Here is a 25,230-nt window from a genome sequence, read left to right on the forward strand (position 1 = left end):
GGAAGTCGGTCATCTCAGGAGATTCCAAACTCTTTGCTGATGAAGTCGAAGATCTCGTCGTCGCTGGCCGATTCGAGATCGGGCCGGTCCTGGTCGGGACCGGCGGCGAGGTCGGACGCCTTGGCGAGCAGGTCCTGCATGCGGGCGGCGAACCGGGCCTGGGCGGCCGGGTCGAGCGGGATCGTGGTGAGCAGGCTTTCCACCGCGTCGATGCCCTGGAAGAGGGGCTGGGTGGACGGTGCGGTCCCGGCGGCGATCTCCCCGGCCAGCTTCTCGGCGAGGGCGGTCGGGGTCGGATAGTCGAAGACCAGCGTGGCCGGCAGCCGCAGCCCGGACAGGGTGTTGAGCCGGTTCCGCAGGTCGACGGCGGTGAGCGAGTCGAAGCCCAGTTCGGTGAAGAGCCGGCCCGGGTCGACCGCGTCGGCACCGGCATGGCCGAGGACGGCGGCGATGTTGGCCCGGACCACGTCGAGGACGACCTTGAGCCGTTCGGGGCCGGCCAGGCCGGCGACCCGCTGACCGAGCGACACCCCGCCGGAACGGGCTCCGGCGTCGACCGAGCGGCGCACCGGTACCCGGACCAGGGCGCGCAGCAGCGGGGCGAGGGCCCCGGCCTCGGCCTGCGTGCGCAGGGTCGCGACGTCCAGTCGCATGGGGACGACCGCTGCGGCGTCGAGCCGCCACGCGGCGTCGAACAGGTGCAGCGCCTGCTCGGTGGCCAGCCCGGCCGCGCCCTGCTCGGCGATGCGCCGCACGTCGGTGTCGGCGAGGTGGCCGGTCATGCCGCTGGCCTGTTCCCAGAGGCCCCAGGCCAGTGAGATGCCGGACAGCCCCTGGGCCCGACGGTGGGCGGCGAGGGCGTCGAGGAAGGCGTTCGCCGCCGCGTAGTTGGACTGGCCGGCGCTGCCCAGACTCGCCGCCGCCGAGGAGAACAGCACGAACGCGGCGAGGTCGTGCCCGGCGGTGAGCCGGTGCAGGTGCCACGCCGCGTCGATCTTCGGCACCGCCACCGCGTCGATCCGGTCGGGAGTCATCGACTCCAGCACCCCGTCGTCGAGGACGCCGGCGGCGTGCACCACGGCGGTGAGCGGGTGCTCGGCGGGGATCCCGGCGAGCAGCGTGGCCAGGGCGTCCGGGTCGGCGACGTCGCAGGCGGCGACGGTCACCCGCGTACCGGCACCGGCGAGGTCGGTGACCAGGTTCTCGATCCCGTCCGCCGCCGCGCCGCGCCGTCCGGCCAGCAGCAGGTGCCGCACGCCGTGGGTGGTGGCGAGGTGCCGGGCCAGCAGCCGGCCGAGCACGCCGGTGCCACCGGTGATCAGCACGGTGCCGGCCGGGTCGATGCCGCCGGGCAGCGGTTCCACGCCGGCCGGCACCCGCCCGAGACGCGGGGTACGTACCTGTCCGGCACGGATCGCGGCCTGCGGCTCCCCCGAGCCGATCGCGGCGGCCAGCACGGCGGCGCTGTCCGGGTCGTCGTCGATGTCGACCAGTTGCAACCGGTCCGGGTGTTCGAGCTGGGCGGCGCGCAACAGGCCCCACACCGGGGCCTGGCGCAGGTTCACCCGGTGCTGCTCCCCCACCGCCACCGCGTCGCGGGTCACCAGCACCAGCCGGGACCCGGCGAACCGGTCGTCGGCGAGCCAGGTCCGCAACGCCGCGAGGGTACGGTGCGTCTCGTGGCGGGCCTGGACGGCGAGCTCCAGGTCCGGGATGTCGTCGTGGCCTTCGCCGACCGGGACGATCACCGCCTCGGGGGTGGGTTCGCCGCCGGCGAGCAGGTCGGCGAGGGAGTCCAGGTCGACGTCGGTGCGCACCCGCGCGCCGGCCGACTCGCAGGCGCCGCTGAGGGTCAGGTCGTCGTCGGCGAGGACCACCCAGCGACTGGCCGCCGGGACCGGGCCGGTGGGCACCGGCAACGTCGGCCAGTCCACCCGGAACAGCGACTCGTGCCGGCCGGAGCGGGCCGCGCCGAGGGAGTCGCCGGACACCCGGCGCATGATCAGTGAGTCGACGTGCAGCACGGGCGTGCCGGTGGCGTCGGCGACCTGGAAGGAGACGCCGACCTCGCCGGCCGCGGCGACGCGGACCCGCAGGGCGGTGGCCCCGGCGGCGAGCAGGGAGACCCCGGTCCAGGCGAACGGAAGGCGGGGCACGGTGGCGTCGGCGCCGTCGCCCATCCGGCCGAGGAAGCCGCCGATCGACATGGCCTGCAACGCGCCGTCCAGCAACGCCGGATGGACGCCGAACCGGCCCGCCTCGGCGTGGTGTTCGGCGGGCAGCTCCACCTCGGCGAAGACCTCGTCGCCGCGGGTCCACGCGGCACGCAGTCCGCGGAACGCCGGGCCGTACCCGAAGACGGAGGCTTCGATGCCGGCGTAGAACTCGCTGGAGTCGACGGGGGTGGCTCCGGGTGGCGGCCACACCCCGAGGTCGAAGGCGGGCGGGTCGGACTGCGGCGGGGCGACCAGGCCGGTGGCGTGGCAGGTCCACGCGACGTCGGCGAGGATCTCGTCGGAGCCGTCCCGGTAGGGGCGGGAGTGCAGTTGCACGGTGCGGCGGCCGTCGTCGTCGCGCTCGCCGACGGTGAGCTGCACCTGGAGGGAGCCGAGTTCGGGCAGGACGAGGGGGGCGAGCAGCGTCAGCTCCTCCAGCGTCGGGCAGCCGGCCTGCTCACCGGCGTACGTGGCCAGCTCCACGAAGGCGGTGCCGGGCAGCAGGATGTTGTCCATCACGCGGTGCTCGCCGAGCCACGGGTGGGTACGCACCGACAGCCGCCCGGTGAAGACCATCCGCTCGCTGTCGGGGAAGGTCAGCGTGGCGCTGAGCAGCGGGTGTCCGGCGTCCTGGAGGCCGGCGGAGGCGACGTCGTGGGTCTGGTGCGCGGGCGGGTCGACCCAGAACCGCTGGTGGTCGAAGGCGTAGGTGGGCAGGTCGACGGTGTCGGTCCGGGGCAGGACGCGGGTGAGGTCGACGGGCAGGCCGATGGTGTGGGCGGTGGCGAGGTTGGTCAACAACCGGGTGGGGTCGTCGTCACCCCGACGCAGGCTGCCCAGCACGTGTCCGCTGGTGTCGGTGTCGTCCAGGATCGCCGTCACCGGCATGGTCAGCACCGGATGCGGGCTGACCTCCACGAACGTGCGGTGACCGGCGGCGATCGCCACCCGGACGGCCGGGTCGAACCGCACGGTCTGGCGCAGGTTGTCGTACCAGTACTCAGCCGTCATCGACCCCGGATCCACCCAGTCACCGGTCAACGTCGACACCAGCCGCGTGTGACCCGCCTGCGGCGTCACGTCCGCCAGGTCCGCGCGCAACTGCTCGGCGACCTCCTGCACGGCCACGGAATGGGAGGCGTAGTCCACCGGAATCAACCGGGCCCGGATCCCGTCGGCCTGGCACGCGTCCACCAGATCCGCCACCGGCTGCGGCGGCCCCGACACCACCACCGTCGACGGGCCGTTCACGGCGGCCACCCCCACGCCGTCGTACGCGGGCAGCCGCTGCGCCACCGCCTCGACGGGCAGGTCGACCGAGGCCATCGTGCCGGTGCCACGCAGCACCGCCAGGGCCCGCGACCGCAGGGCGACGGTCTTTGCCGCATCGTCCAGCGACAGGATCCCCGCCACACACGCCGCACCGATCTCACCCTGCGAATGACCGATCACCGCCTGCGGCACCACACCCACGTGCCGCCAGACAGCGGCGAGAGCGACACCGACGGCCCACAGCACCGGCTGCACCACCTCGACCCGCTCCAACCACGACTCGTCATCCCCGGTCAGCACGGCGACCAGGTCGACGTCCAGATAGGGCGCGAGAGCCCGCTGACAGTCGGCCAACACCGCATCGAACACCGGGGTCCGGCCGACGAGGCCGGCCGCCATCCGCGCCGACTGGGCGCCCTGACCCGGGAACACGAACACGGGACCGGCGCCGTGGCCGGAGGCCAGGCCGGTGACGACCGTGCCGGCCGGGGAGCCGGCGGCCAGGGCATCCAACCCGGCCAGCAGGTCATCGACGTCTGCACCGACCACGGCGGCCCGCTGGTCGAACGTCGACCGGAGGGTGGCCAGGGACCAAGACACCGCGCCCGGCTCGACGCCGACACGCTCGCGCACGTGCGCGGCCAGCCGCTCGGCCTGACCGGCCAGCGCGGCCTTCGACCGCGCCGAGATCGGCCACACCGTCACGGCCGCCTCGACCAGGCCGGACACCGGTGCGGCGGGGGCCGGTGCCACCGGCTCCTCGGCCTGCTCGACGATGACGTGGGCGTTGGTGCCGGAGATACCGAACGACGACACCGCCGCCCGACGCGGCCGACCCGTCTCCGGCCACGGCCGCGCCTCGGTCACCAACTCCACCGCACCAGCCGACCAGTCGATGTGCGGCGACGGCGCATCCACATGCAACGTCGCCGGCACCACCCCCTCCCGCATCGCCAACACCATCTTGATCACACCAGCCACACCCGCAGCCGCCTGAGCATGCCCGATGTTCGACTTCACCGACCCCAACAACAACGGCACCCGACCGGCACGATCCTGCCCATACGTCGCCAACAACGCCTGCGCCTCGATCGGATCACCCAGAGTCGTGCCCGTACCGTGCGCCTCCACCACATCCACATCCGCCGTCGACAACCGCGCCGACGCAAGGGCCTGCCGGATCACCCGCTGCTGCGACGGGCCGTTGGGGGCCGTCAACCCGTTGGACGCGCCGTCGGAGTTGACCGCCGAGCCGCGTACCACCGCGAGGATCTGGCGGCCCTGCCGACGGGCGTCGCTGAGCCGCTGCACGAGCAGCATGCCCACGCCCTCGGACCAGCCGGTTCCGTCGGCCGAGGCGGCGAACGACTTGCACCGCCCGTCGGCGGACAGGCCCCGCTGGCGGGAGAACTCCACGAACGCCGTCGGGGTGGCCATCACCATCACGCCGCCGGCCAGGGCCATGTCACACTCGCCGCGTCGCAGCGCCTGACCGGCCCAGTGCAGGGCCACCAGCGACGACGAGCAGGCGGTGTCGAGGGAGACCGCCGGGCCTTCGAGGCCGAAGACGTACGCGACCCGCCCGGAGATCACGCTGCTGGTGATCCCGGTCAGCGCGTAGCCCTCGGCGCCTTCCGGCGCGTACGCCAGCAGGGAGCCGTAGTCCTGGCCGCTGGTGCCGACGAAGACGCCGGTGCTGCTGCCCCTCGCGGTGGCCGGGTCGATGCCGGCGGACTCGAAGGTCTCCCAGGTGGTCTCCAGCAGCAGCCGCTGCTGCGGGTCCATGGCGAGGGCCTCGCGCGGGCTGATGCCGAAGAAGGCGGGGTCGAACCGGTCGACGCCGTGCAGGAAGCCGCCGCCCCGGGCGTAGAAGGTGCCGGCGGCGTCGGGGTCGGGGTTGTACAGGGAGTCGAGGTCCCAGCCCCGGTCGGTGGGCAGGTCGCTGATGGCGTCGACACCGTCGGCGACGAGCCGCCACAGGTCGTCCGGCGACCACACCCCGCCGGGCAGCCGGCAGGCCATGCCGACGATGGCGAGGGGTTCGTCGTCGGAGACGGCGACGGCGCTGGTCACGGGGCGGGCCGGTACGGGCGTGCCGGCGATCTCGGTGCCGAGGAACGTGGCCAGGTCGTGCGGGGTCGGGTAGTCGAAGACGAGGGTGGCCGGCAGCCGCATCCCGAACGCGTTGTTGAGCCGGTTGCGCATCTCCACGGCGGTCAGCGAGTCGAAGCCGAACTCGCTGAACGCCTGGCGCGGCTCGATCGCGGCCGGGTCGGGGTAGCCGAGCACGGCGGCGGCCTGCCCCCGCACGATCTCCACCAGCGCGGCGAGCCGGTCGGGGTCGCCGAGCGCGGCGAGCTGCTGGACGAGGGAGGCGCCGGTGGTCGCTGCCGCCGCGGCGCGGGCGGGGGTGCGGATCAGCGCCCGGTACAGCGGTGGGACGCTGCCGCCGGCGAACTGCACCTTCATCGCGGCGAGGTCGAGGCGGGCCGGGACCAGAGCGGCGTCGGTGGTGCGGCAGGCGGCGTCGAAGAGAGCGAGGCCCTCCTCGGCCTCCATCGCGGCGACGCCGGAGCGGGAGATCCGGTTGAGGTGGACGTCGTCCAGTTCGGTGGTCATGCCGCTGCGGTCGGCCCACAGGCCCCAGGCGAGGGTGAGCGCGGCGCGACCATGTGCCCGCCGGTGGTGGGCGAGGCCGTCGAGGAAGGCGTTCGCGGCGGCGTAGTTGCCCTGGCCGGGTCCGCCGGCGGTGGCGGCGAGCGACGAGTACGAGACGAACGCCTTCAGGTCAAGGTCGGCGGTCAGCTCGTGCAGGTTCCACGCCGCGTCGACCTTGGGCCGCAGCACCCCGTCCATCCGCTCCGGGGTGAGCGAGGAGATGACGCCGTCGTCGCGGACACCGGCGGCGTGGATGACGGCGGTGAGCGGATGCGCGGCGGGAATGCCGGCGAGCAGGTCGGCCACCGCGTCGCGGTCGGCTACGTCGCAGGCGGCGACGGTGACCGTCGCGCCGAGGGCCGCCAGGTCGTCGCAGAGTTCGGCGACGCCGTCGGCGGCCCGGCCGCGCCGGCTGGTGAGGATCAGGTGCCGGACGCCGTACCGGGTCACCAGGTGCCGGCTCATGAGCTGGCCGAGGGTGCCGGTCGCGCCGGTGATCAGGACGGTCCCGTCGCCGTCGAACGGTGCGACGGGCGGCTCGGCCGGAACCGGCACCCGGGTGAGTCGGCCGCCGGCTGCGACGCCGGAGCGGATCACGACCTGCGGTTCGTCGGTGTCGGCGATCGCGACGAGGGTGGCGGCTGCGCCGGCCACGTCGTCCACGTCCACGAGGAGGAACCGGTCCGGGTTCTCCGACTGCGCGGAGCGGAGCAGACCGATGATGGCCGCACCGGCCAGGTCGGTCAGGTCGGTGTCCTGGGCCGTGGCGACCGCACCGCGGGTCAGCACGACCAGCCTGGATTCGACGAACCGGTCGTCGGCGAGGAACTGCTGGAGCACGGCGAGCGCCCGATGGGTGCCCTCGGCGACCGCCCGCGGCACCTGCGGGCCGGCAGACGGCGCGAGGAACGGCACGACCAGCACGTCGGGGACGTCCGTGCCGGCGTCCGAACCGGCGTTCATGGCGTCGCGCAGGGCGGCCATGTCGGGGTATCCGGCCACGGCGGTTCCGGTGTCGGCGATCGCCCCGACCAGGTCGGTGTCACCGACGACCGCCCACGCGGCGGTGGACGGCCCGGCGGGTGCGGCCAGCGGGGTCCAGTCGATCCGGTAGAGCGACTCGACGCCACCACCGGCGGTGCGGAGCTGGTCGGCCGTGACCGGCCGCAGCACGAGGGAGCCGACGGAGATGAGCGGGGCACCGGTGACGTCGGCCAGCAGCAGCGAGATGCTGTCGGTGCCGGTGTGCGTGACGCGGACCCGGGCCGCCGCCGCGCCGGCGGCGTGCAGGGCGACGTCGTTCCAGGAGAACGGCAGCCGGCCGTGGCCGGGCGGGATGTTCGGCCCGGCCGGGGCGCCGCCGGGCGGGGTGAGGCCGAGGGTGTGCAGGGCCGCGTCGAGCAGCGCCGGGTGCAGGCCGTACCCGCCGGCTTCGGCGGCGGGTGTCTCGGGCAGCGCCAGTTCGGCGAAGAGGTCGTCACCGCGCCGCCAGGCCGAGCGCAGCGCGATGAAGGAGGGGCCGTAGTCGTAGCCCTGGGCCGCGAGGTTCAGGTACAGGTCGTCGGTGGGGACCTCGGTCGCGCCGGCGGGCGGCCAGGCGGTCAGGTCGGACCAGCCGGTGGGCCCGCTGGGCGCGGCCGGCCCGTTCGCCAGTACGCCGCTGGCGTTGCGGGTCCAGACGCGCTCGGCGGCGGCGTCGGTGGACTCGCCGGCCGGGGCGGAGTGCAGGGACACGGACCGGCAGCCGGTCTCGTCGGCCGGGCCGATCCACAGCTGGATGTCGACCCCGCCGCTCTCCGGCAGGATCAGCGGCGACTCCAGGGTGAGTTCCCGCACGTGGTCCGCGCCGACGTGCGCACCGGCCTGGAGGGCGAGTTCGACGAAGCCGGTGCCGGGCAGCAGTACGGTGTCGAACACGACGTGGTCGCTGATCCACGGGTGGGTACGCCGGGCCAGCCGGCCGGTGAACAGGAACCCCTCGGCGTGTGCGACCCCGACGGCGGCGCCGAGCAGGGGGTGTTGCGCGGGGCGCAGGCCGACGGCGGTGACGTCCCCGGTCCATCCGGCACCGGCCTGCGGCCAGTAGCGCTGGTGCTGGAAGGCGTACGTCGGCAGGTCGACCCGGGTCGCGCCGGTGTCGGCGAACCACGGTTGCCAGGTGACGGGAACGCCGTGCACGTGCAACTCGGCCAGACCGGCGAGCAGGGCGGCGACCTCGGACCGGTCCTTCCGCTGAACGGGCACGGCCAACACGGCGTCGTCACCCGGCAGGATGTCGGCGGCCATCGCCGTCAACACACTCTGCGGGCCGATCTCCAGGAACGTGTCCACACCCGCCGCCCGCAGCGCGGTGATCCCGTCGGCGTACCGCACCGCCTCCCGCACGTGCCGCACCCAGTAGTCGACCGTCCGGATCTCCTCGCCGCCGGCGAGCGCCCCCGTCACGTTCGACACGACGGGCACCACCGGCGCGGCGAACGTCAACCCGTCCAGGACCGCCCGGAACTCCGCCAGCATCGGCTCCATCAGCGGACTGTGGAACGCGTGGCTGACCGTGAGCCGCCGGGTGCGGGCCCCCCGGGTCTTCCAGACCTGTTCGACGTCGTCGAGCGTCGCCACGTCACCGGAGACGACGACGGAGGTCGGCCCGTTGACGGCGGCGATGCCGACCCGGTCGACCAGGCCGGAGATCGACTCGACCACCTCGGTTTCGGGCGCGTTGACGGCGAGCATCCCGCCGCCGACCGGCAACGCCTGCATCAACCGACCCCGGGCCGCGACCAGAGCACACGCATGCTCCAGAGACAGCACCCCGGCCACATACGCGGCGGTCACCTCCCCGATGGAGTGCCCACCCACGAAGTCCGGCACCACCCCGAACGACTCCACCAGCCGGAACAACGCCACCTCGACGGCGAACAACGCCGCCTGCGTGAACACCGTCTGATCCAACAGCTCCGCCTCGGCCGTACCCGCCCCGGCGAACAACACCTGCTTCAACGGCTGCGCCAACACCCGGTCCAGATGCCCACACACCTCGTCCAACGCCGACGCGAAGACGGGAAACACCCCGTACAACTCCCGACCCATACCCACCCGCTGCGCCCCCTGACCGGAGAACAGCACCGCGAGCGGACCCCGGTCGCCGGCCTGGCCGGTGACCACCACCGCCGACGGCTGCCCCGCCGCCAGCGCCCGCAGCCCGGCCAGCAGGTCGTCCCGGTCGCTCGCGGCGACCACCGCGCGGGCGTCCAGGGTGGATCGGGTGGTGACCGACGAGAAGGCCACGTCCCGCATCCGCAGGTCGGCGTCGCCTTCCAGCCAGGCCGCCCAACGACCCGCCTGGGCGGCGAGCGCGGCGGCGTCCCGGGCCGACACGGTCACGGGCAGGGCCGGCAGCTCGACCGCCGGTGCGGCGGCGGGGGCGGGCTCGGGAGCGGGGGCCTGTTCCAGGATGGTGTGCGCGTTGGTGCCGGACACCCCGAACGACGACACCGCCGCGCGGCGGGGGCGGTCCACCGCGGGCCACGGTGTCGCCTCGGTGACCAGTTCGACGGCGCCGTCGGACCAGTCGACCTGCGGGGTGGGCTCGTCGACGTGCAGGGTGGGCGGAACGACGCCGTGCCGCATCGCCATCACCATCTTGATCACCCCGGCGACGCCGGCGGCGGCCTGCGCGTGGCCGATGTTCGACTTGACCGAGCCGAGCAGCAGCGGCTCCGCGCCGCCCCGGTCCTGCCCGTACGTGGCGAGCAGCGCCTGTGCCTCGATCGGGTCGCCGAGCCGGGTGCCCGTGCCGTGCGCCTCCACGACGTCGACGCCGCCGGCGGCGAGGCCGGCGTTGGCGAGGGCCTGCTGGATGACGCGCTGCTGCGCCGGGCCGTTCGGGGCGCTCAGCCCGTTGGACGCGCCGTCCGAGTTGACCGCGCTGCCCCGCACGACGGCGAGGATCGGATGGCCGTTGCGTCGGGCGTCGGAGAGCCGCTCCAGCAGCAGGACGCCGACCCCCTCGGACCAGCTGGTGCCGTCGGCGGCGGCGGCGAACGCCTTGCACCGGCCGTCGGCGGCGAGGCCGCGCTGGCGGGAGAACTCGACGAACGCGCCCGGGGTGCACATGGCGGTGACGCCGGCGACGATGGCCAGGGTGCACTCCTGCTGGCGCAGCGCCTGGGCGGCCAGGTGCAGAGCGACCAGCGACGACGAGCAGGCGGTGTCGACGGTGACGGCCGGGCCCTCCAGGCCGAACGTGTAGGCGATCCGGCCCGAGACGACGCTGCCGGCGTTGCCGGTCATCAGGTGCCCCTCGAGGCCCTGCGCGGCGCCCATCAGCACGCTGCCGTAGTCCTGGCCGGTGCTGCCGGCGAAGACACCGGTGCGGCTGCCCTTGAGCGAGTGCGGGTCGATGCCGGCCCGTTCCAGGACCTCCCAGGAGGTCTCCAGCAGCCACCGCTGCTGCGGGTCCATGGCCAGGGCCTCGCGGGGCGAGATGGCGAACAGGGCCGGGTCGAAGTCGGCCAGGTCGTGGACGAAGCCGCCCTGGGCCGTGTACGACGTGCCCGGCGCGCCCTGCTCCTGGTCCGCGTCGTACAGGGACGCGAGGTCCCAGCCCCGGTCGTCGGGGAAGTCGGAGATCACGTCCCGTCCGGACGCGACCACCTCCCACAGGTCCTCCGGCGTCCGCACCCCGCCGGGCAGGCGGCAGCTCATGGAGACGATGGCCACCGGTTCCTGCTCGCCGGCCTCCACCTCGCGGAGCCGCTGCCGCACCTGGTGCAGGTCGGCGGTGACCCGCTTGAGGTAGTCGAGAAGCTTCGCCTCGTCAGCCATGGACCGCCCACTCCTTGTGTTGACCCGTGCACGCAGCGATCACGTCAGGACGCTCCCAACTCCCGGTCGATGAAGTCGAAGACCTCGTCGGGCGTGGCGTCCTGGAGCTTCTCGGCGACGGCGTCCGCGCCGCCCGCCGGGTTGTCGTCCTCGTTGAGGGAGGCGAGCAGCGCCCGCAGCCGTTCCGTGATCCGTTTCCGGGCGCTGCGGTCCGGCGCCGAGCCGGTCAGCGCCGCTTCCAACCTGTCCAGCTCCCCGAAGACCGGGGCGACGCCGACCACGCCACCGTCGACGACCGCCGCCCGGACGTACTCGGCGAGGCCGGCGGCGGTCGGGTAGTCGAAGACGACCGTGGCGGGCAGCCGTACGCCCGTCGCCGCCGTCAGCCGGTTGCGCAGCTCGACCGCGGTGAGCGAGTCGAAGCCGAGCTCCCGGAACGCCCGGTCCGGCTCGACGGCGTCGGCCGAGGCGTGCCCGAGCACGGCGGCGGCCTGGCCGCGTACCAGGTCGAGCAGGGTCCGGCGGCGCTCGGCGTCGGTCTGCCCGGCCAGCAGCGCGGCGAGGGACTCCGCGGACGGCCCCGCGTCCTCGGCCCGCTCGGCGGCGGCCCGTTGCGCCTCGGCGACGCCGGTGAGCAGCGGGCTGGGCCGCACGGTGACGAACCCCGGCACGTACCGTGCCCAGTCGATGCCGGCCACCAGCATCGCCGGCTCGCGGCGGGCCACGCAGCGCACGAGCGCGGCGAACGCGGTCGCGGTGTCGAGGCGGGCGACGCCGGTACGACGGCGGCGCTCCTCCACGGCCTGGTCGGCGGCGGCCATCCCGCCGGCCGCCCAGGGCCCCCAGGCGATCGAGGTGGCCGCCAGGCCCTGCCGGTGCCGCTGCTCGGCGAGCGCGTCGAGGTAGGCGTTCGCGGCGGCGTAGCTGCCCTGCCCGGCGGCACCGAGCTGGCCGACCATCGCGGAGAACAGCACGAACGTGCGCAGCGGCAGGTCGGCGGTCAGCTCGTGCAGGTGCAGTGCGCCGAGCACCTTGGGTCGCAGCACCACGGCGAGCCGGTCGGCGGTGAGGCCGTCGAGGACGCCGTCGTCGAGGACCCCGGCCGCGTGCACCACCCCGGTCAGCGGCGCGTCGGCGGGCACCTCGGCGAGCAGCTTCGCCAGCGCGGCCCGGTCGGCCACGTCGCAGGCGGCGACGGTGACCCGCACGCCGACGTCGGTCAGTTCCCGGACGAGGTCCGTCGCGCCGGGAGCGTCCGGGCCCTGGCGGCTGGCCAGCAGCAGGTGCTCGGCGCCCCGGGCGGCCAGCCAGCGGGCCACCTCCGCGCCGAGGGCGCCGGTGCCGCCGGTGATCAGCGTCGTGCCGCCGTGGTCGGGATCCTCGACGACGTCGGTGCCGCCGGGTGCCCGCACCAGCCGGCGCACCAGGATCGTGGCGCCGTCGACGGCGAGCTGGTCCTCGCCGTCGAGACCGGTCAGGGCGGCGCAGAGCAGGTCCCAGCCGTGACCGTCGAGGGTGGCCGGCACGTCCACCAGCCCACCCCAGCGCTCCGGGTGTTCGAGGGCGACGACCCGGCCGAGGCCCCAGAGCAGCGACTGCTCCGGCCGTGCCGCGGCGCCGCCCCGCGTGGTGCCGGCGGCCCCCCGGGTGACACACCACAGCGGGGCGGCCACGTCGAGGTCGCCGAGGGCCTGCACCAGGGCGAGGGACCGGGCCAGGAAGGGTGGCACCGGCTGGGTGTCGTCGACCGGGGCATCGGCGAGGGCGAGCAGGGACAGGACGCCGTCCACGGGTGCGCGTCCGCCGTCGTCGGTCCGGACGGCGGCGGTCAGGTGCCCGGCGACGCCCGCCCGGTCGGTCAGGTCCTCCGGCAGCAGCACGAGCCGGGCGTCGGCGCCCCGCTGGGCAAGCTCGGCCACAGCGGCCTCACCTTCGGCCGCGCGGTGCTCGTCCGCGACGACCCACCAGGCACCGGTGAGGAAGCCGACGGGTGTGCCGGGGTACGGCTGCCAGACGCTGCGGTAGCGCAGCTCGTCCAGGGTGGACCGGCTCCGCTGCTGACGCCGCCAGGAGGCGAGCACGGGCAGGGCCGCGCCCAGCCGCTCCAGCGAGTCGGCGGCGTCCTGCGCGGTGAGGTCCGCGAGCGCCGCCAGGTCCTCCCGTTCGACGGCCGCCCAGAACGCGGCGTCGACGCCGTTCGACGCCGGGTCCGCCGTCGCCGTCGTGTCGGCCCGGCTCGGCCAGAACCCCGTCCGGTCGAAGGCGTACGTGGGCAGGCCGACCACCGGCGTCACGGCGAGGACCTTCGTCAGGTCGACGGGCAGCCCGATGGCGTGCGCGGTGGCCAGGTTGGTCAGCAGGCGGGTGGGATCGTCGTCGTCCCGGCGCAGGCTGCCCAGCGTGTGGCCGGTCGTGCCGGTGTCGTCGAGGATGGCGGTGACCGGCATGGTCAGCACCGGGTGCGGGGAGATCTCGACGAACGTGGTGTGTCCGGCGTCGATCGCGGCGCGGACGGCGGTGTCGAACAGCACGGTCCGGCGCAGGTTGTCGTACCAGTAGCCGGCGTCCATGGTCTCCGGCGTCACCCAGTCCCCGGTCAGGGTCGACACGAGGCGGGTGTGCCCCGCCCGCGGGGCGATGTCGGCGAGGTCCGTGCGGAGCTGCTCGGCGACCTCCTGGACGGCCGGGGAGTGCGACGCGTAGTCCACCGGGATCAGCCGGGCCCGGACGCCGTCGGCCTGGCACGCCTCGACGAGGTCGGCCACCGGCTGCGGCGGCCCGGAGACGACGACGGTCGACGGGCCGTTGACGGCCGCCACCCCGACCCCGGGGAAGGCGGGCAGCCGCTCGGCGACGGCGTCGGCGGACAGGTCCACCGACGCCATCGTTCCCGTGCCGCGGAGCACCGCCAGGGCCCGCGACCGCAACGCCACCACCCGGGCGGCGTCCTGGACCGACAGGATGCCCGCCACGCAGGCCGCGCCGATCTCGCCCTGCGAGTGACCGATGACCGCCTGGGGCACCACCCCCGCGTGCCGCCACACCGCCGCCAGCGCGACACCCACCGCCCACAGCACCGGCTGGACGACCTCCACCCGGTCCAGCCACGACTCGTCGTCGCCGGTCAGCACCGCCACCAGGTCCACGTCGAGGTGGGGAGCCAGGGCCTGCTGGCACTCGGCGAGGCGGTCGTCGAACACCGGCGTACGACCCACCAGCCCGGCGGCCATCCGCGCCGACTGCGCGCCCTGCCCCGGGAACACGAACACCGCACCGGCGCCGTGACCGGACGCCGTGCCGGTCACCACGTTGCCGGCGGGCACGCCGGCGGCCAGGGCGTCCAGGCCGGACAGCAGTTGCCCGACGTTCGCCCCGGTCACGGCGGCACGCTGGTCGAAGACGGAGCGGGTCGTGGTCAGGGACCAGCCCACCGCCGCCGGGTCGAGCCCCTCGTGCTCGCGGACGTGCCGCGCCAACCGCGCCGCCTGACCCGCCAGGGCGGCCTTCGACCGCGCCGACACCGGCCACACCACCACGTCCGAGTCGACCAGCCCGGCAACGACGTCGACCGGCTGTTCGGCCTCGTCGGCCTGCTCGATGATCACGTGCGCGTTCGTGCCGGAGATGCCGAACGACGACACGGCCGCCCGCCGCGGCCGGTCCACCGTGGGCCAGGACCGCGACTGCGTCGCCAACTCCACCGCCCCGGCCGACCAGTCGATGTGCGGCGACGGGGCGTCCACGTGCAGCGTGGCCGGTACGACCCCCTCCCGCATGGCGAGCACCATCTTGATCACGCCCGCCACCCCGGCGGCGGCCTGCGTGTGCCCGATGTTCGACTTCACCGACCCCAGCAGCAGCGGTACGTCCCGGTCCTGCCCGTACGTCGTCAGCAGCGCCTGCGCCTCGATCGGATCACCCAGGGTCGTGCCGGTGCCGTGGGCCTCCACCACGTCCACGTCGGCCGTGGACAGTCGGGCGCTGGCCAGCGCCTGCCGGATGACCCGCTGCTGCGAGGGGCCGTTCGGCGCGGTCAGCCCGTTGGACGCGCCGTCCTGGTTGACCGCCGAGCCGCGTACCACCGCCAGCACCGGGTGTCCCAGCCGTCGCGCGTCCGACAGCCGCTCCACCAGCAGGATGCCGGCGCCCTCACCCCAGCCGGTGCCGTCCGCCGCCGCCGCGAACGCCTTGCACCGCCCGTCGGCGGCCAGGCCACGCTGCCGGGAGAACTCCACGAACAGGCCCGGCGTCGCCATCACCGTGACGCCGCCGGCCAGGGCGAGATCGCACTCGCCCCGGCGCAGCGCCTCCACCGCCAGGTGCAGCGCGACGAGGGACGACGAACACGCCGTGTCGACGGACACCGCCGGCCCCTCCAATCCCAACGCGTACGCCACCCGACCCGACAGGACGCTCGCGGCGTTTCCCGTCGCCCCGAACCCCTCCACCTCTTCGGGGGACATCACCAACAGGGCCCCATAGTCCTGACCATTCGTGCCCACGAACACCCCTGTTCGCGAACCCCGCAACGACCCGGGGTCAACCCCTGCCCGTTCGACCGCCTCCCACGACGTCTCCAGCAACAACCGCTGCTGTGGATCCATCGCGAGGGACTCACGCGGTGAGATCCCGAAGAAGGCGGGATCGAAATCCGCCACGTCGTACAGGAATGCGCCGCTGCGCACGTAGGAGGTGCCGGTGGAATAGGGGTCGGGGTCGTACAGCCGGTCGATGTCCCAGCCCCGGTCGGCCGGCAGGTCGGAGACGGCGTCGCGGCCGGCGTGCAGCATCTGCCAGAACCGCTCGGGGTCGTTGGCGCCGCCGGGGAACCGGCACGACATGGCGACGATGGCGACGGGTTCGTCGTCGGCCAGGGTCACGGGCGCGGCGGCGACGGCGGTCTCGGCTGTGCCCCCGAGTTCCTCGTGCAGGTGCCGGGCGAGCACGGTCGGGGTCGGGTAGTCGAAGACGAGGGTCACCGGCAGCCGCAGCCCGGTGGCGGTGGCGAGTCGGTTGCGCAGTTCCACCGCGGTCACCGAGTCGAAGCCGAGGTCCCGGAAGGCGTGGTGCGGGTCGATGGCCTGGCCGTCGGCGTACTTGAGGACCGTGGCCGCCTGGTCGCGGACCAGGTCGAGCAGCGCCTGCTGGCGCTCACCGGCGCTCATCCGGGCGAAGGTGGCGGCGGGACCGGTCTCGTCGGTCTCCCTCGCTTCGGTGAGGCCCTTGGTGGCCGCGAGCGCCTGCGCTTCGGGGATCTCGGCGATCAGCGGTGCCGGCCTGGTCGCGGTGAACGCCACGTAGAAGCGGTCCCAGGCGATGTGCGAGACGGTCAGGAACGTCTCGTCGTGCTCGACTGCCTGGTGCAGCGCCGCGACGGCGAGCCTCGGGTGCATCTCGGGGGCACCGTGACGGTGCAGCATCCGGCCGAAGTCACCCTCGGCCATGCCGCCGCCGGACCAGGCGCCCCAGCCGATCGACGTGGCGGGCAGTCCCAGGCCGCGCCGGTGTTCGGCGAGGGCGTTGAGGAACGCGTTGCCGGGGGCGTAGTTGCCGACGCCGGAGCTGCCGACGGTGCCGGCCATGGAGGAGAACAGGATGAACGCGTCGAGGTTCCGGTCGCGGGTGAGTTCGTGCAGGTTGATCGCCGCGGTGACCTTGGCGCGCAGCGCGTAGCCGACCTGGTCGAGGGTGAGTGAGCTGATCACGGAGTCGTCGAGCACGGCGGCGGTGTGCACGACGGTGGTCAGCGGGTGCTCGGCCGGCAGGTCGTCGATGACGGCGGCGAGGGCCGCCCGGTCGGCGGCGTCGCAGGCGGCGACGGTGACGCGGGCACCGAGGTCGACCAGCTCGGCCTCCAGCTCGGCGATGCCCTCGGCCTGGCGGCCGCGGCGGCTGAGCAGCACCAGGTGGGACGCGCCGTTGGCGGCGAGCCAGCGGGCCATGTGCCCGCCGAGGGCGCCGGTGCCGCCGGTGACCAGGGCGGTGCCGGTCGGTCGCCAGGTACGGACGGGCGGGGCGTCACCCAGCGGGGCGCGCAGCAGCCGGCGGGCGAACGTGCCGGCGCGGCGCAGCGCCACCTGGTCCTCCCCGTCGCTGCCGGCGAGCACGCGCACGAGCCGTCGGCCGGCGGCGTCGTCCCACTCGGCGGGCAGGTCGAGGAGGCCGCCCCAGCGGTCGGGGTGTTCGAGGGCGGCGACCCGGCCGAAGCCCCAGGCCAGTTGCTGCCCGGGGTGGGGCAGCGGATCCGCGGCGTCGGTGCAGACGGCACCCCGGGTCAGACACCACAGCGGCGCGCGGATGCCGGCGTCGCCGAGGGCCTGTGTCAGCGTGACGGTGCCGGCGAAACCGACCGGCACCGACGGGTGGGTGGGGGCCGGCGTCTCGTCGAGCGCGAGCAGCGAGACGATTCCGGCGACGGGTCCGGCGGCGGCGAGGTCGCGGGCCCGGTCCGCGAGGGCGGCCCGGTCGGTCCGCTCGGTGGCCAGTTCCACGGCGACGACCGTGGCGCCGTGCCGGACGAGTGCGTCCCGGCAGAACGCCGCCTGGTCGCCGGCGGTGTCGTCAGGGCCGGTGACGAGCCACCACGTGCCCGTGACGGCGGGTTCGTCGCCGTCACCGACGGGCAGCCAGGTGTCGCGGTACCGCCAGGAGTCGACGGCGACCCGGTCGCGGTGCCGGCGCCGCCAGGCGGCGAGCACGGGCAGCACGTCGGCGAAGGCCGCCTCGGGCACCGCCCCGGCGTCGTCGGTGTCGGTGAGTTCGGCGGTGAGCGCGGTCAGGTCCTCCGCCTCGACCGCGGCCCAGAACCGGGCGTCGACCTCGTCGTCGGCCGTCGGCGCGGCGGCGGTGCCGGCGGGGCCGGGCACAGGGGACGACTGCGGCCAGTAGTGCTGCCGTTGGAAGGGGTAGGTGGGCAGGTCGACCGAACGGCCCGGCCCGCCGGGGAACGCGGGCCGCCAGTCGACGGCCACGCCCCCGGTGTAGACCTCGGCGAGCGCGCGGTGGAACCGGTCGAGACCGCCCTCACCGCGACGGAGGCTGCCGGTCACGGTCACCGCGGCGGGATCGACCGCCGCCACCTCGACGCTCTCCTGCACCGCCATCGTCAGCACCGGATGTGCACTGACCTCCACGAACGTCGAACAGCCCGCCGCGACGAGGCCCCGCACCGCCTCGTCGAAGCGCACCGTCTGCCGCAGATTGCGGTACCAGTACTCCCCGTCCAGGGCGGCCGTGTCCAGCCACTCCCCCGCCACCGTCGACCAGAACCGCACCTGCGCGGTACGCGGACGCAACCCGCCGAGCAACTCCAGCAACTGCTCCCGCAACGACTCGACGTGCGCCGAGTGGGAGGCGTAGTCCACCGGGACGCGACGGACCCGGACATCGCGGGACTCGTAGCAGGCCACGAGTTCGTCGAGGGCAGCCACGTCACCGGACACCACGACGGAGGTCGGCCCGTTGACGGCGGCCAGAGCCACCCGGCCCTCCCACCGGGCGATCGTCGCGGTCACCTCCTCGGCGGTGGTCGCCACCGACACCATCCCGCCGTCACCCGCGACACCGGCGATGACCCGGCTGCGCAACGCCACCACCGCCGCCGCGTCCTCCAGGGTCAACGCCCCCGCCACGCAGGCGGCAGCGATCTCACCCTGCGAGTGGCCCACCACGGCGGACGGACGCACCCCGTAGGACTCCCACAACGCCGCCAACGACACGCCCACCGCGAACAGGACGGGCTGCACCACGTCGACCCGCTCCAACGACGGCGCGTCCGGCACACCCCGCACCACGTCCAGCAGCGACCAGTCCACGAACGGATCCAACGCCTGCGCGCACGCGGCCAGCCGCTCCGCGAACACCGGAGCCGAATCCAGCAACTCCGCCGCCATCCCCGCCCACTGCGAACCCTGACCGGGGAAGACGAACACCACCTCACCCGACACGCCCGCGACACCAGAGACGACGTGCGAGGCGATCGCGCCCTCGGCGACCGCACCCAGTCCGCCGAGCAGTTCCTCCCGGCCGGCAGCGAACACCACCGCCCGGTGCTCCAGGGGCGAACGCGTGGTGACGAGCGACCAACCGACGTCATCGAGGGCGCTGTCCGGCAGGTCCGTCAGGTGCTCCCGCAGGTCGCGCGCGCGGTCGGCGAGGGCGTCGACGGTGCGCCCGGAGAGCACCCAGGGCAGCTCGCCGGTCGGGCCGCCCTCGGCCGGCGGTTGCGGCGCGGGTTCCTCGACAGGTGCCGACTCGATGATGGTGTGCACGTTGGTGCCGCTGATCCCGAACGAGGACACCCCGGCGCGTCGTACGCCGTCGACAGGCTGCCAGGGACGCGCCTCGGTGAGCAGCTCGACGCGGCCGGCGGACCAGTCGACGTGCGGGGTGGGCTCGTCGACGTGCAGGGTGCGCGGCAGGACGCCGTGCCGCATGGCGAGCACCATCTTCATCACCCCCGCCACGCCGGCGGCGGCCTGGGTGTGCCCGACGTTCGACTTGATCGAGCCCAGCCACAGCGGACGGTCGGCGGGTCGGTCCTGCCCGTACGTGGCGAGCAGCGCCTGCGCCTCGATCGGGTCGCCGAGGGTGGTGCCCGTACCGTGTGCCTCGACCGCGTCGACCAGGTCGGGGGTGAGCCGCGCGTTGGCCAGCGCCTGGCGGATGACGCGCTGCTGGGCGGGGCCGTTGGGGGCGGTGAGCCCGTTCGACGCGCCGTCCTGGTTGACGGCGCTGCCCCGTACGATCGCGAGGACCGGGTTGCCGTCGCGGCGCGCGTCGGAGAGCCGCTGGAGCACCAGCAGGCCGACGCCCTCGCCCCAGCCGGTGCCGTCAGCCGCGCCGGCGAACGGCTTGCACCGCCCGTCGGCGGCGAGGCCGCGCTGGCGGGAGAAGCCGACGAAGATGCCGGGGGTGGCCATGACGGTGGCCCCGCCGGCCAGGGCCAGGTCACACTCCCCCGTCTGGAGGGCCTGTGCGGCGAGGTGCAGCGCGACCAGCGACGACGAGCAGGCCGTGTCGACGGTGACGGCCGGGCCGTGCAGCCCGAACGTGTACGACAGCCGCCCGGCGAGGACGCTGGCCGAGACGCCGGTGGCGAGGTAGTTCTCGTCGAGGTCCCCGGCGGCCATCAGCAGCGAGCCGTAGTCCTGCCCGTTGGTGCCGACGTACACGCCGGTGCGGCTGCCGCGCAGCGCGGTCGGGTCGATGCGGGCCCGCTCGAACGCCTCCCAGGTGGACTCCAGCAGCAGACGCTGTTGCGGGTCCATGGCCACCGCTTCGCGGGGGCTGATGCCGAAGAAGGCGGGATCGAAATCGCCCGCCCCGGCGACGAAGCCGCCCTCGCGGACGTAGCTGGTGCCGAGGTGTTCGGGGTCGGGGTGGTACAGCTCGGCAAGGTTCCAACCACGCTCGCCGGGCATCAGGGTCATCGCGTCGGTGCCGGCGGCGACGAGGTCCCACAGCTGCTCGGGCGACGACACGCCGCCGGGGAAGCGGCAGCTCATCGCCACGATCGCGATGGGTTCCCGGTGCAGGCCGACGCCGTCGGCGACCACCTCGCCGGGAAGCTGACCGGCGGTCAGTCCGTGCAGGTGGGCGGCGAGTTCGGCGACCGTGGGGTGGTCGAAGGCGAGGGTGGCGGGCAGGGTCATGCCGGTCTCGGCGGTCAGCCGGTTGCGCAGCTCGACGGCGGTGAGCGAGTCGAAGCCGAGGTCGCGGAACGTGCGGTCGGGCAGCGGCTGCCCGGCCGGGTAGCCGAGCACGGCGGCGACCTGGGCACGGACCAGCTCGGTGAGTTGTGGCAGGGAGCGGCCGACGACGACGGCGCGGACCGGCCCGGTCTGCCCCACCGGCACCCCGGGCAGGTTGGCGATCAGCGGGGTCGGCCCGCCCCAGGCCGCGGCGAGGCGTCCCCAGTCCACGTCGGCGACGGTGACCGCCGGGTCGGCGGCGTTGACCAGCCGGCCGAGCGCGGTGACCGCCTCGACGGCCGGCAGCGGGTTGACGCCACCCCGGGTGAGCCGGGCCGTCAGCGCGGCGGTCGCCGCCGCCATGCCGTCGGCGGCCCAGGCACCCCAGCCGACGGCGGTGGCGGGCAGCCCCTGGCCGCGCCGCCACGCGGCGAACGCGTCGAGGTAGGCGTTGGCCGCCGCGTAGTTGCCCTGCCCGGCGCTGCCGACGACACCGGCGAGGGAGGAGAAGAGCACGAACGCGTCGAGGCTCCGCCCGGCGGTGGCCTCGTGCAGCACCCGCGCGGCGCGCACCTTGCCGTCGAGGACGGTCTGCAACCGGACCGGATCGAGGCCGTCGAGGACGCCGTCGTCGACCACCCCGGCGGTGTGCACGACGGCGGTCAACGCGGGCAGGCCGGCGACGAGGGCGGTCACGGCGGCGGCGTCGGTGACGTCGCAGGCGACCACCCTGGCCGCGCCGAGCCCGGTCAGCTCGTCGAGCAGGTCGGCCGTGCCGGGGGCGTCCGGACCACGGCGGGAGGCGAGCACCACCTCGGCGGCGCCGTTGGCCAGCAGCCACCGGGCCACGTGTCGGCCCAGCGCGCCGGTCCCGCCGGTGACGAGCACCGTGCCGGTGGGCCGCCAGGCGGTCCCGGCAGGCGGGGTGGCGGGGACCAGCCGCCGTCCGAACACGCCCTGCGGGCGGATCGCCACCTGGTCGTGGCCGGCGTCGGTGAGGACGGCGAGCAGCGCGTCCCCGGCGGCCCGGTCGAGCCGACCGGAGTGGTCCGACCCGGCGTCGGCGGCGACCCGGGCCGACGCGGCCGCGGGCAGGTCGATCAGGCCGGCCCAGCGGTCCGGCTGTTCCAGCGCGACGACCCGGCCGAGACCCCAGGCCGCCGCCGCGTACGGGTCGGCGATCGTCTCGCCGCCGCCCACGGCCACGGCACCCCGGGTGAGACACCACAGCCGGCCGGGCAGACCGGTGTCGGCGAGGGCCTGGACGAGGGCGAGCAGCAGCGCCGTCCCGGCAGGTACGGCGGGCGCGTCCGGCAGCGGCTCGTCCTCCTCGGGAAGCAGGCAGAGCACGCCGGCCCAGCCCTGCTCCCCGCGGTCGCGCAGCAGGGTGCCCAACTCCTCCCGGCCGACCCCGGGGCGGACGCCCAGCACGTCGACGTCGCCGCCGGCCCGGCCGAGCACGTCCACGATCCCGGTCGCGTCCTCCCCGGGGGTGACGACGAGCCAGCGGCCCCCGAGGACCGAGGCGGGGGCCGGACGGACCGGCTCCCACGCGATGCGGTACGACCACGCCTCCACCATGGCGTCACGTGACCGGGCCCGGCGCCACGACGACAGCACCGGTACGGCCGGGGCGAGGGCCGCCACGGCGTCCGGGTCGTCCTGGACGGCCAGGTGGGCCGCCACGGCGGGCAGGTCGCCGCTTTCGACGGCGGTCCAGAAGTCGCTCTCGGTGCCGTCGGCGCGCTCGCCCGACGGGGCGGTCACGCCGTCGGCCTGCGGCCAGTAGCGCTGATGCGCGAAGGCGTACGTCGGCAGGTCGACCCGGGTCGCGCCGGTGTCGGCGAACCACGGTTGCCAGGTGACGGGAACGCCGTGCACGTGCAACTCGGCCAGACCGGCGAGCAGGGCGGCGACCTCGGACCGGTCCTTCCGCTGAACGGGCACGGCCAACACGGCGTCGTCACCCGGCAGGATGTCGGCGGCCATCGCCGTCAACACACTCTGCGGGCCGATCTCCAGGAACGTGTCCACACCCGCCGCCCGCAGCGCGGTGATCCCGTCGGCGTACCGCACCGCCTCCCGCACGTGCCGCACCCAGTAGTCGACCGTCCGGATCTCCTCGCCGTCGGCGAGCGCCCCCGTCACGTTCGACACCACCGGCAGGTGCGGCGCGGCGAACGTCAGCCGGGTGAGGACCGCCCGGAACGTCGCCAGCATCGGCTCCATCAACGGGCTGTGGAACGCGTGGCTGACCGTGAGCCGCCGGGTACGCACGCCCCGGCCCTGCCAGGTCCGCTCCACCTCCGTCAGGGTGTCGGCGTCGCCGGAGATCACGACGGAGGACGGGCCGTTGACGGCGGCCACGCTGACCCGGTCGGCCATGCCGTCCAGGGTGGCCAGCACGTCCGCCTCGGGCGCGTTGACGGCGAGCATCCCACCGCCGACCGGCAACGCCTGCATCAACCGACCCCGGGCCGCGACCAGAGCACACGCATGCTCCAGAGACAGCACCCCGGCCACATACGCGGCGGTCACCTCCCCGATGGAGTGCCCACCCACGAAGTCCGGCACCACCCCGAACGACTCCACCAGCCGGAACAACGCCACCTCGACGGCGAACAACGCCGCCTGCGTGAACACCGTCTGATCCAACAGCTCCGCCTCGGCCGTACCCGCCCCGGCGAACAACACCTGCTTCAACGGCTGCGCCAACACCCGGTCCAGATGCCCACACACCTCGTCCAACGCCGACGCGAAGACGGGAAACACCCCGTACAACTCCCGACCCATACCCACCCGCTGCGCCCCCTGACCGGAGAACAGCACCGCGAGCTGACCGCGCGGGGAAGCCGTACCCGTGACGGCCCTGCCGGCCGACGGGTCGGCGGCCAGCGCCCGTAGCCCGGCCAGCAGATCGTCCCGATCCGTGGCGGCGACGACCGCCCGGTGCTCGAGCGCGGACCGGCAGACCACCGACGAGAAGGCCACGTCGAGCGGGCTGGCCTGGTCGGCGGCCAGCCAGGCGGCCCAGCGGCCGGCCTGGGCGGCGAGCGCGGTGGCGGAGCGGGCGGAGAGCAGGACCGGGACCGTCGGGCGCTCGGCGGTGGGCGTCGCCTCGTCGACGGCGGCCTGCGGTGCCGGAGCCTGCTCGATGATCGCGTGGGCGTTGGTGCCGGACACCCCGAACGACGACACCGCCGCCCGACGGGGCCGGTCCACGGCCGGCCACGGGGTCGGCTCGGTGGCGAGCGCGACCGCCCCGGCCGTCCAGTCGACGTGCGGGGACGGCTCGGCCACGTGCAGGGTGGGCGGAACGACGCCGTGCCGGATCGCCAGCACCATCTTGATCACCCCGGCGACGCCGGCGGCGGCCTGGGTGTGCCCGATGTTGGACTTGATTGAGCCTAGCAGCAGCGGGGCGGCCGCACCCCGCTGTCCGTAGGTGGCGAGCAGGGCCTGCGCCTCGATCGGGTCGCCGAGCCGCGTGCCCGTGGCGTGCGCCTCCACGGCGTCCACGTCGGCGGGGGTGAGCCGGGCGTTGTCGAGGGCCTGCCGGATGACCCGCACCTGGGAGGGGCCGTGCGGGGCGCTCAGGCCGTTGGACGCGCCGTCCTGGTTGACCGCGCTGCCCCGGAGCACGGCGAGCACCGGGTACCCGTGACGTTGCGCGTCGGAGAGGCGGGCGAGCAGCAGCATGCCGGCCCCCTCGGACCAGGAGGTGCCGTCCGCGTCGGCGGCGAAGGCCTTGCACCGGCCGTCGGGGGCGAGGCCGCGCTGCCGGCTGAAGCCGACGAACACCGCCGGGGTGGGCATCACCGTCACGCCGCCGGCCAACGCCAGCTCGCAGTCGCCGTTGCGCAGCGCCTGGGCGGCCAGGTGGATCGCGACGAGCGAGGCCGAGCAGGCCGTGTCGATGGTGACAGCCGGACCTTCCAGGCCGAGGGTGTACGCCACCCGACCGGACACGACGCTGGTGGCGTTGCCGGTGAGCAGGTGTCCCTCGCCGTTCTCGGCCTGGGCGATCACCGCCTCGTAGCCGTGTGCGGCCGCCCCGACGAACACCCCGGTACGGCTGCCCCGCACGGTCGGCAGCGGCAGCCCGGCCCGCTCGAACGCCTCCCAGGACGTCTCCAGCAGCAGCCGCTGCTGCGGGTCCATGGCCAGGGCCTCACGGGGGCTGATGCCGAACAGGTCGGCGTCGAAGTCCCCGGCGCCGTAGACGAAGCCGCCCTCCCGGACGTAGCTGGTGCCGGGGTGGTCGGGGTCGGGGTGGAACAGCCGGTCGAGGTCCCAGCCCCGGTCGGCGGGAAACGGGCCGATCCCGTCACCGCCGTCGCGGACGAGTTCCCACAACCGCTCGGGTGAGTCGACCCCGCCCGGGTACCGGCAGCTCATCGCCACGATGGCGACGGGCTCGGAGTCCCGCGCCTCCAGCTCACGCAGCCGCCGCCGGGTACGCCGCAGCTCCGAGGTCGTACGCTTCAGGTACTCGACGTACTTCTCGTCCTCGTTGCTCACCGTGGACCCACCTCACTCGGCATGCCGTGGTCGTTGCGGCTGGC

2 protein-coding genes are annotated in these 25,230 nt (G+C 74.7%); both read right to left on the reverse strand.

What is annotated here, in order from left to right; genetic code table 11:
• Window positions 1-14 precede the first annotated feature (14 nt).
• Entirely contained in the window at window positions 15-10,973 is a 10,959-nt protein-coding gene (locus GA0070616_RS01580) for a type I polyketide synthase (protein ID WP_091075112.1), read from the reverse strand.
• Window positions 10,974-11,017: 44 nt separating this feature from the next.
• Window positions 11,018-25,186: a type I polyketide synthase gene (locus GA0070616_RS01585; RefSeq protein ID WP_091075114.1), complete on the reverse strand. Its 14,169-nt coding sequence runs from the start codon at window positions 25,184-25,186 to the stop codon at window positions 11,018-11,020.
• Window positions 25,187-25,230: the final 44 nt, after the last annotated feature.

It is taken from the genome of Micromonospora nigra (assembly GCF_900091585.1).
GTDB lineage: Bacteria > Actinomycetota > Actinomycetes > Mycobacteriales > Micromonosporaceae > Micromonospora > Micromonospora nigra.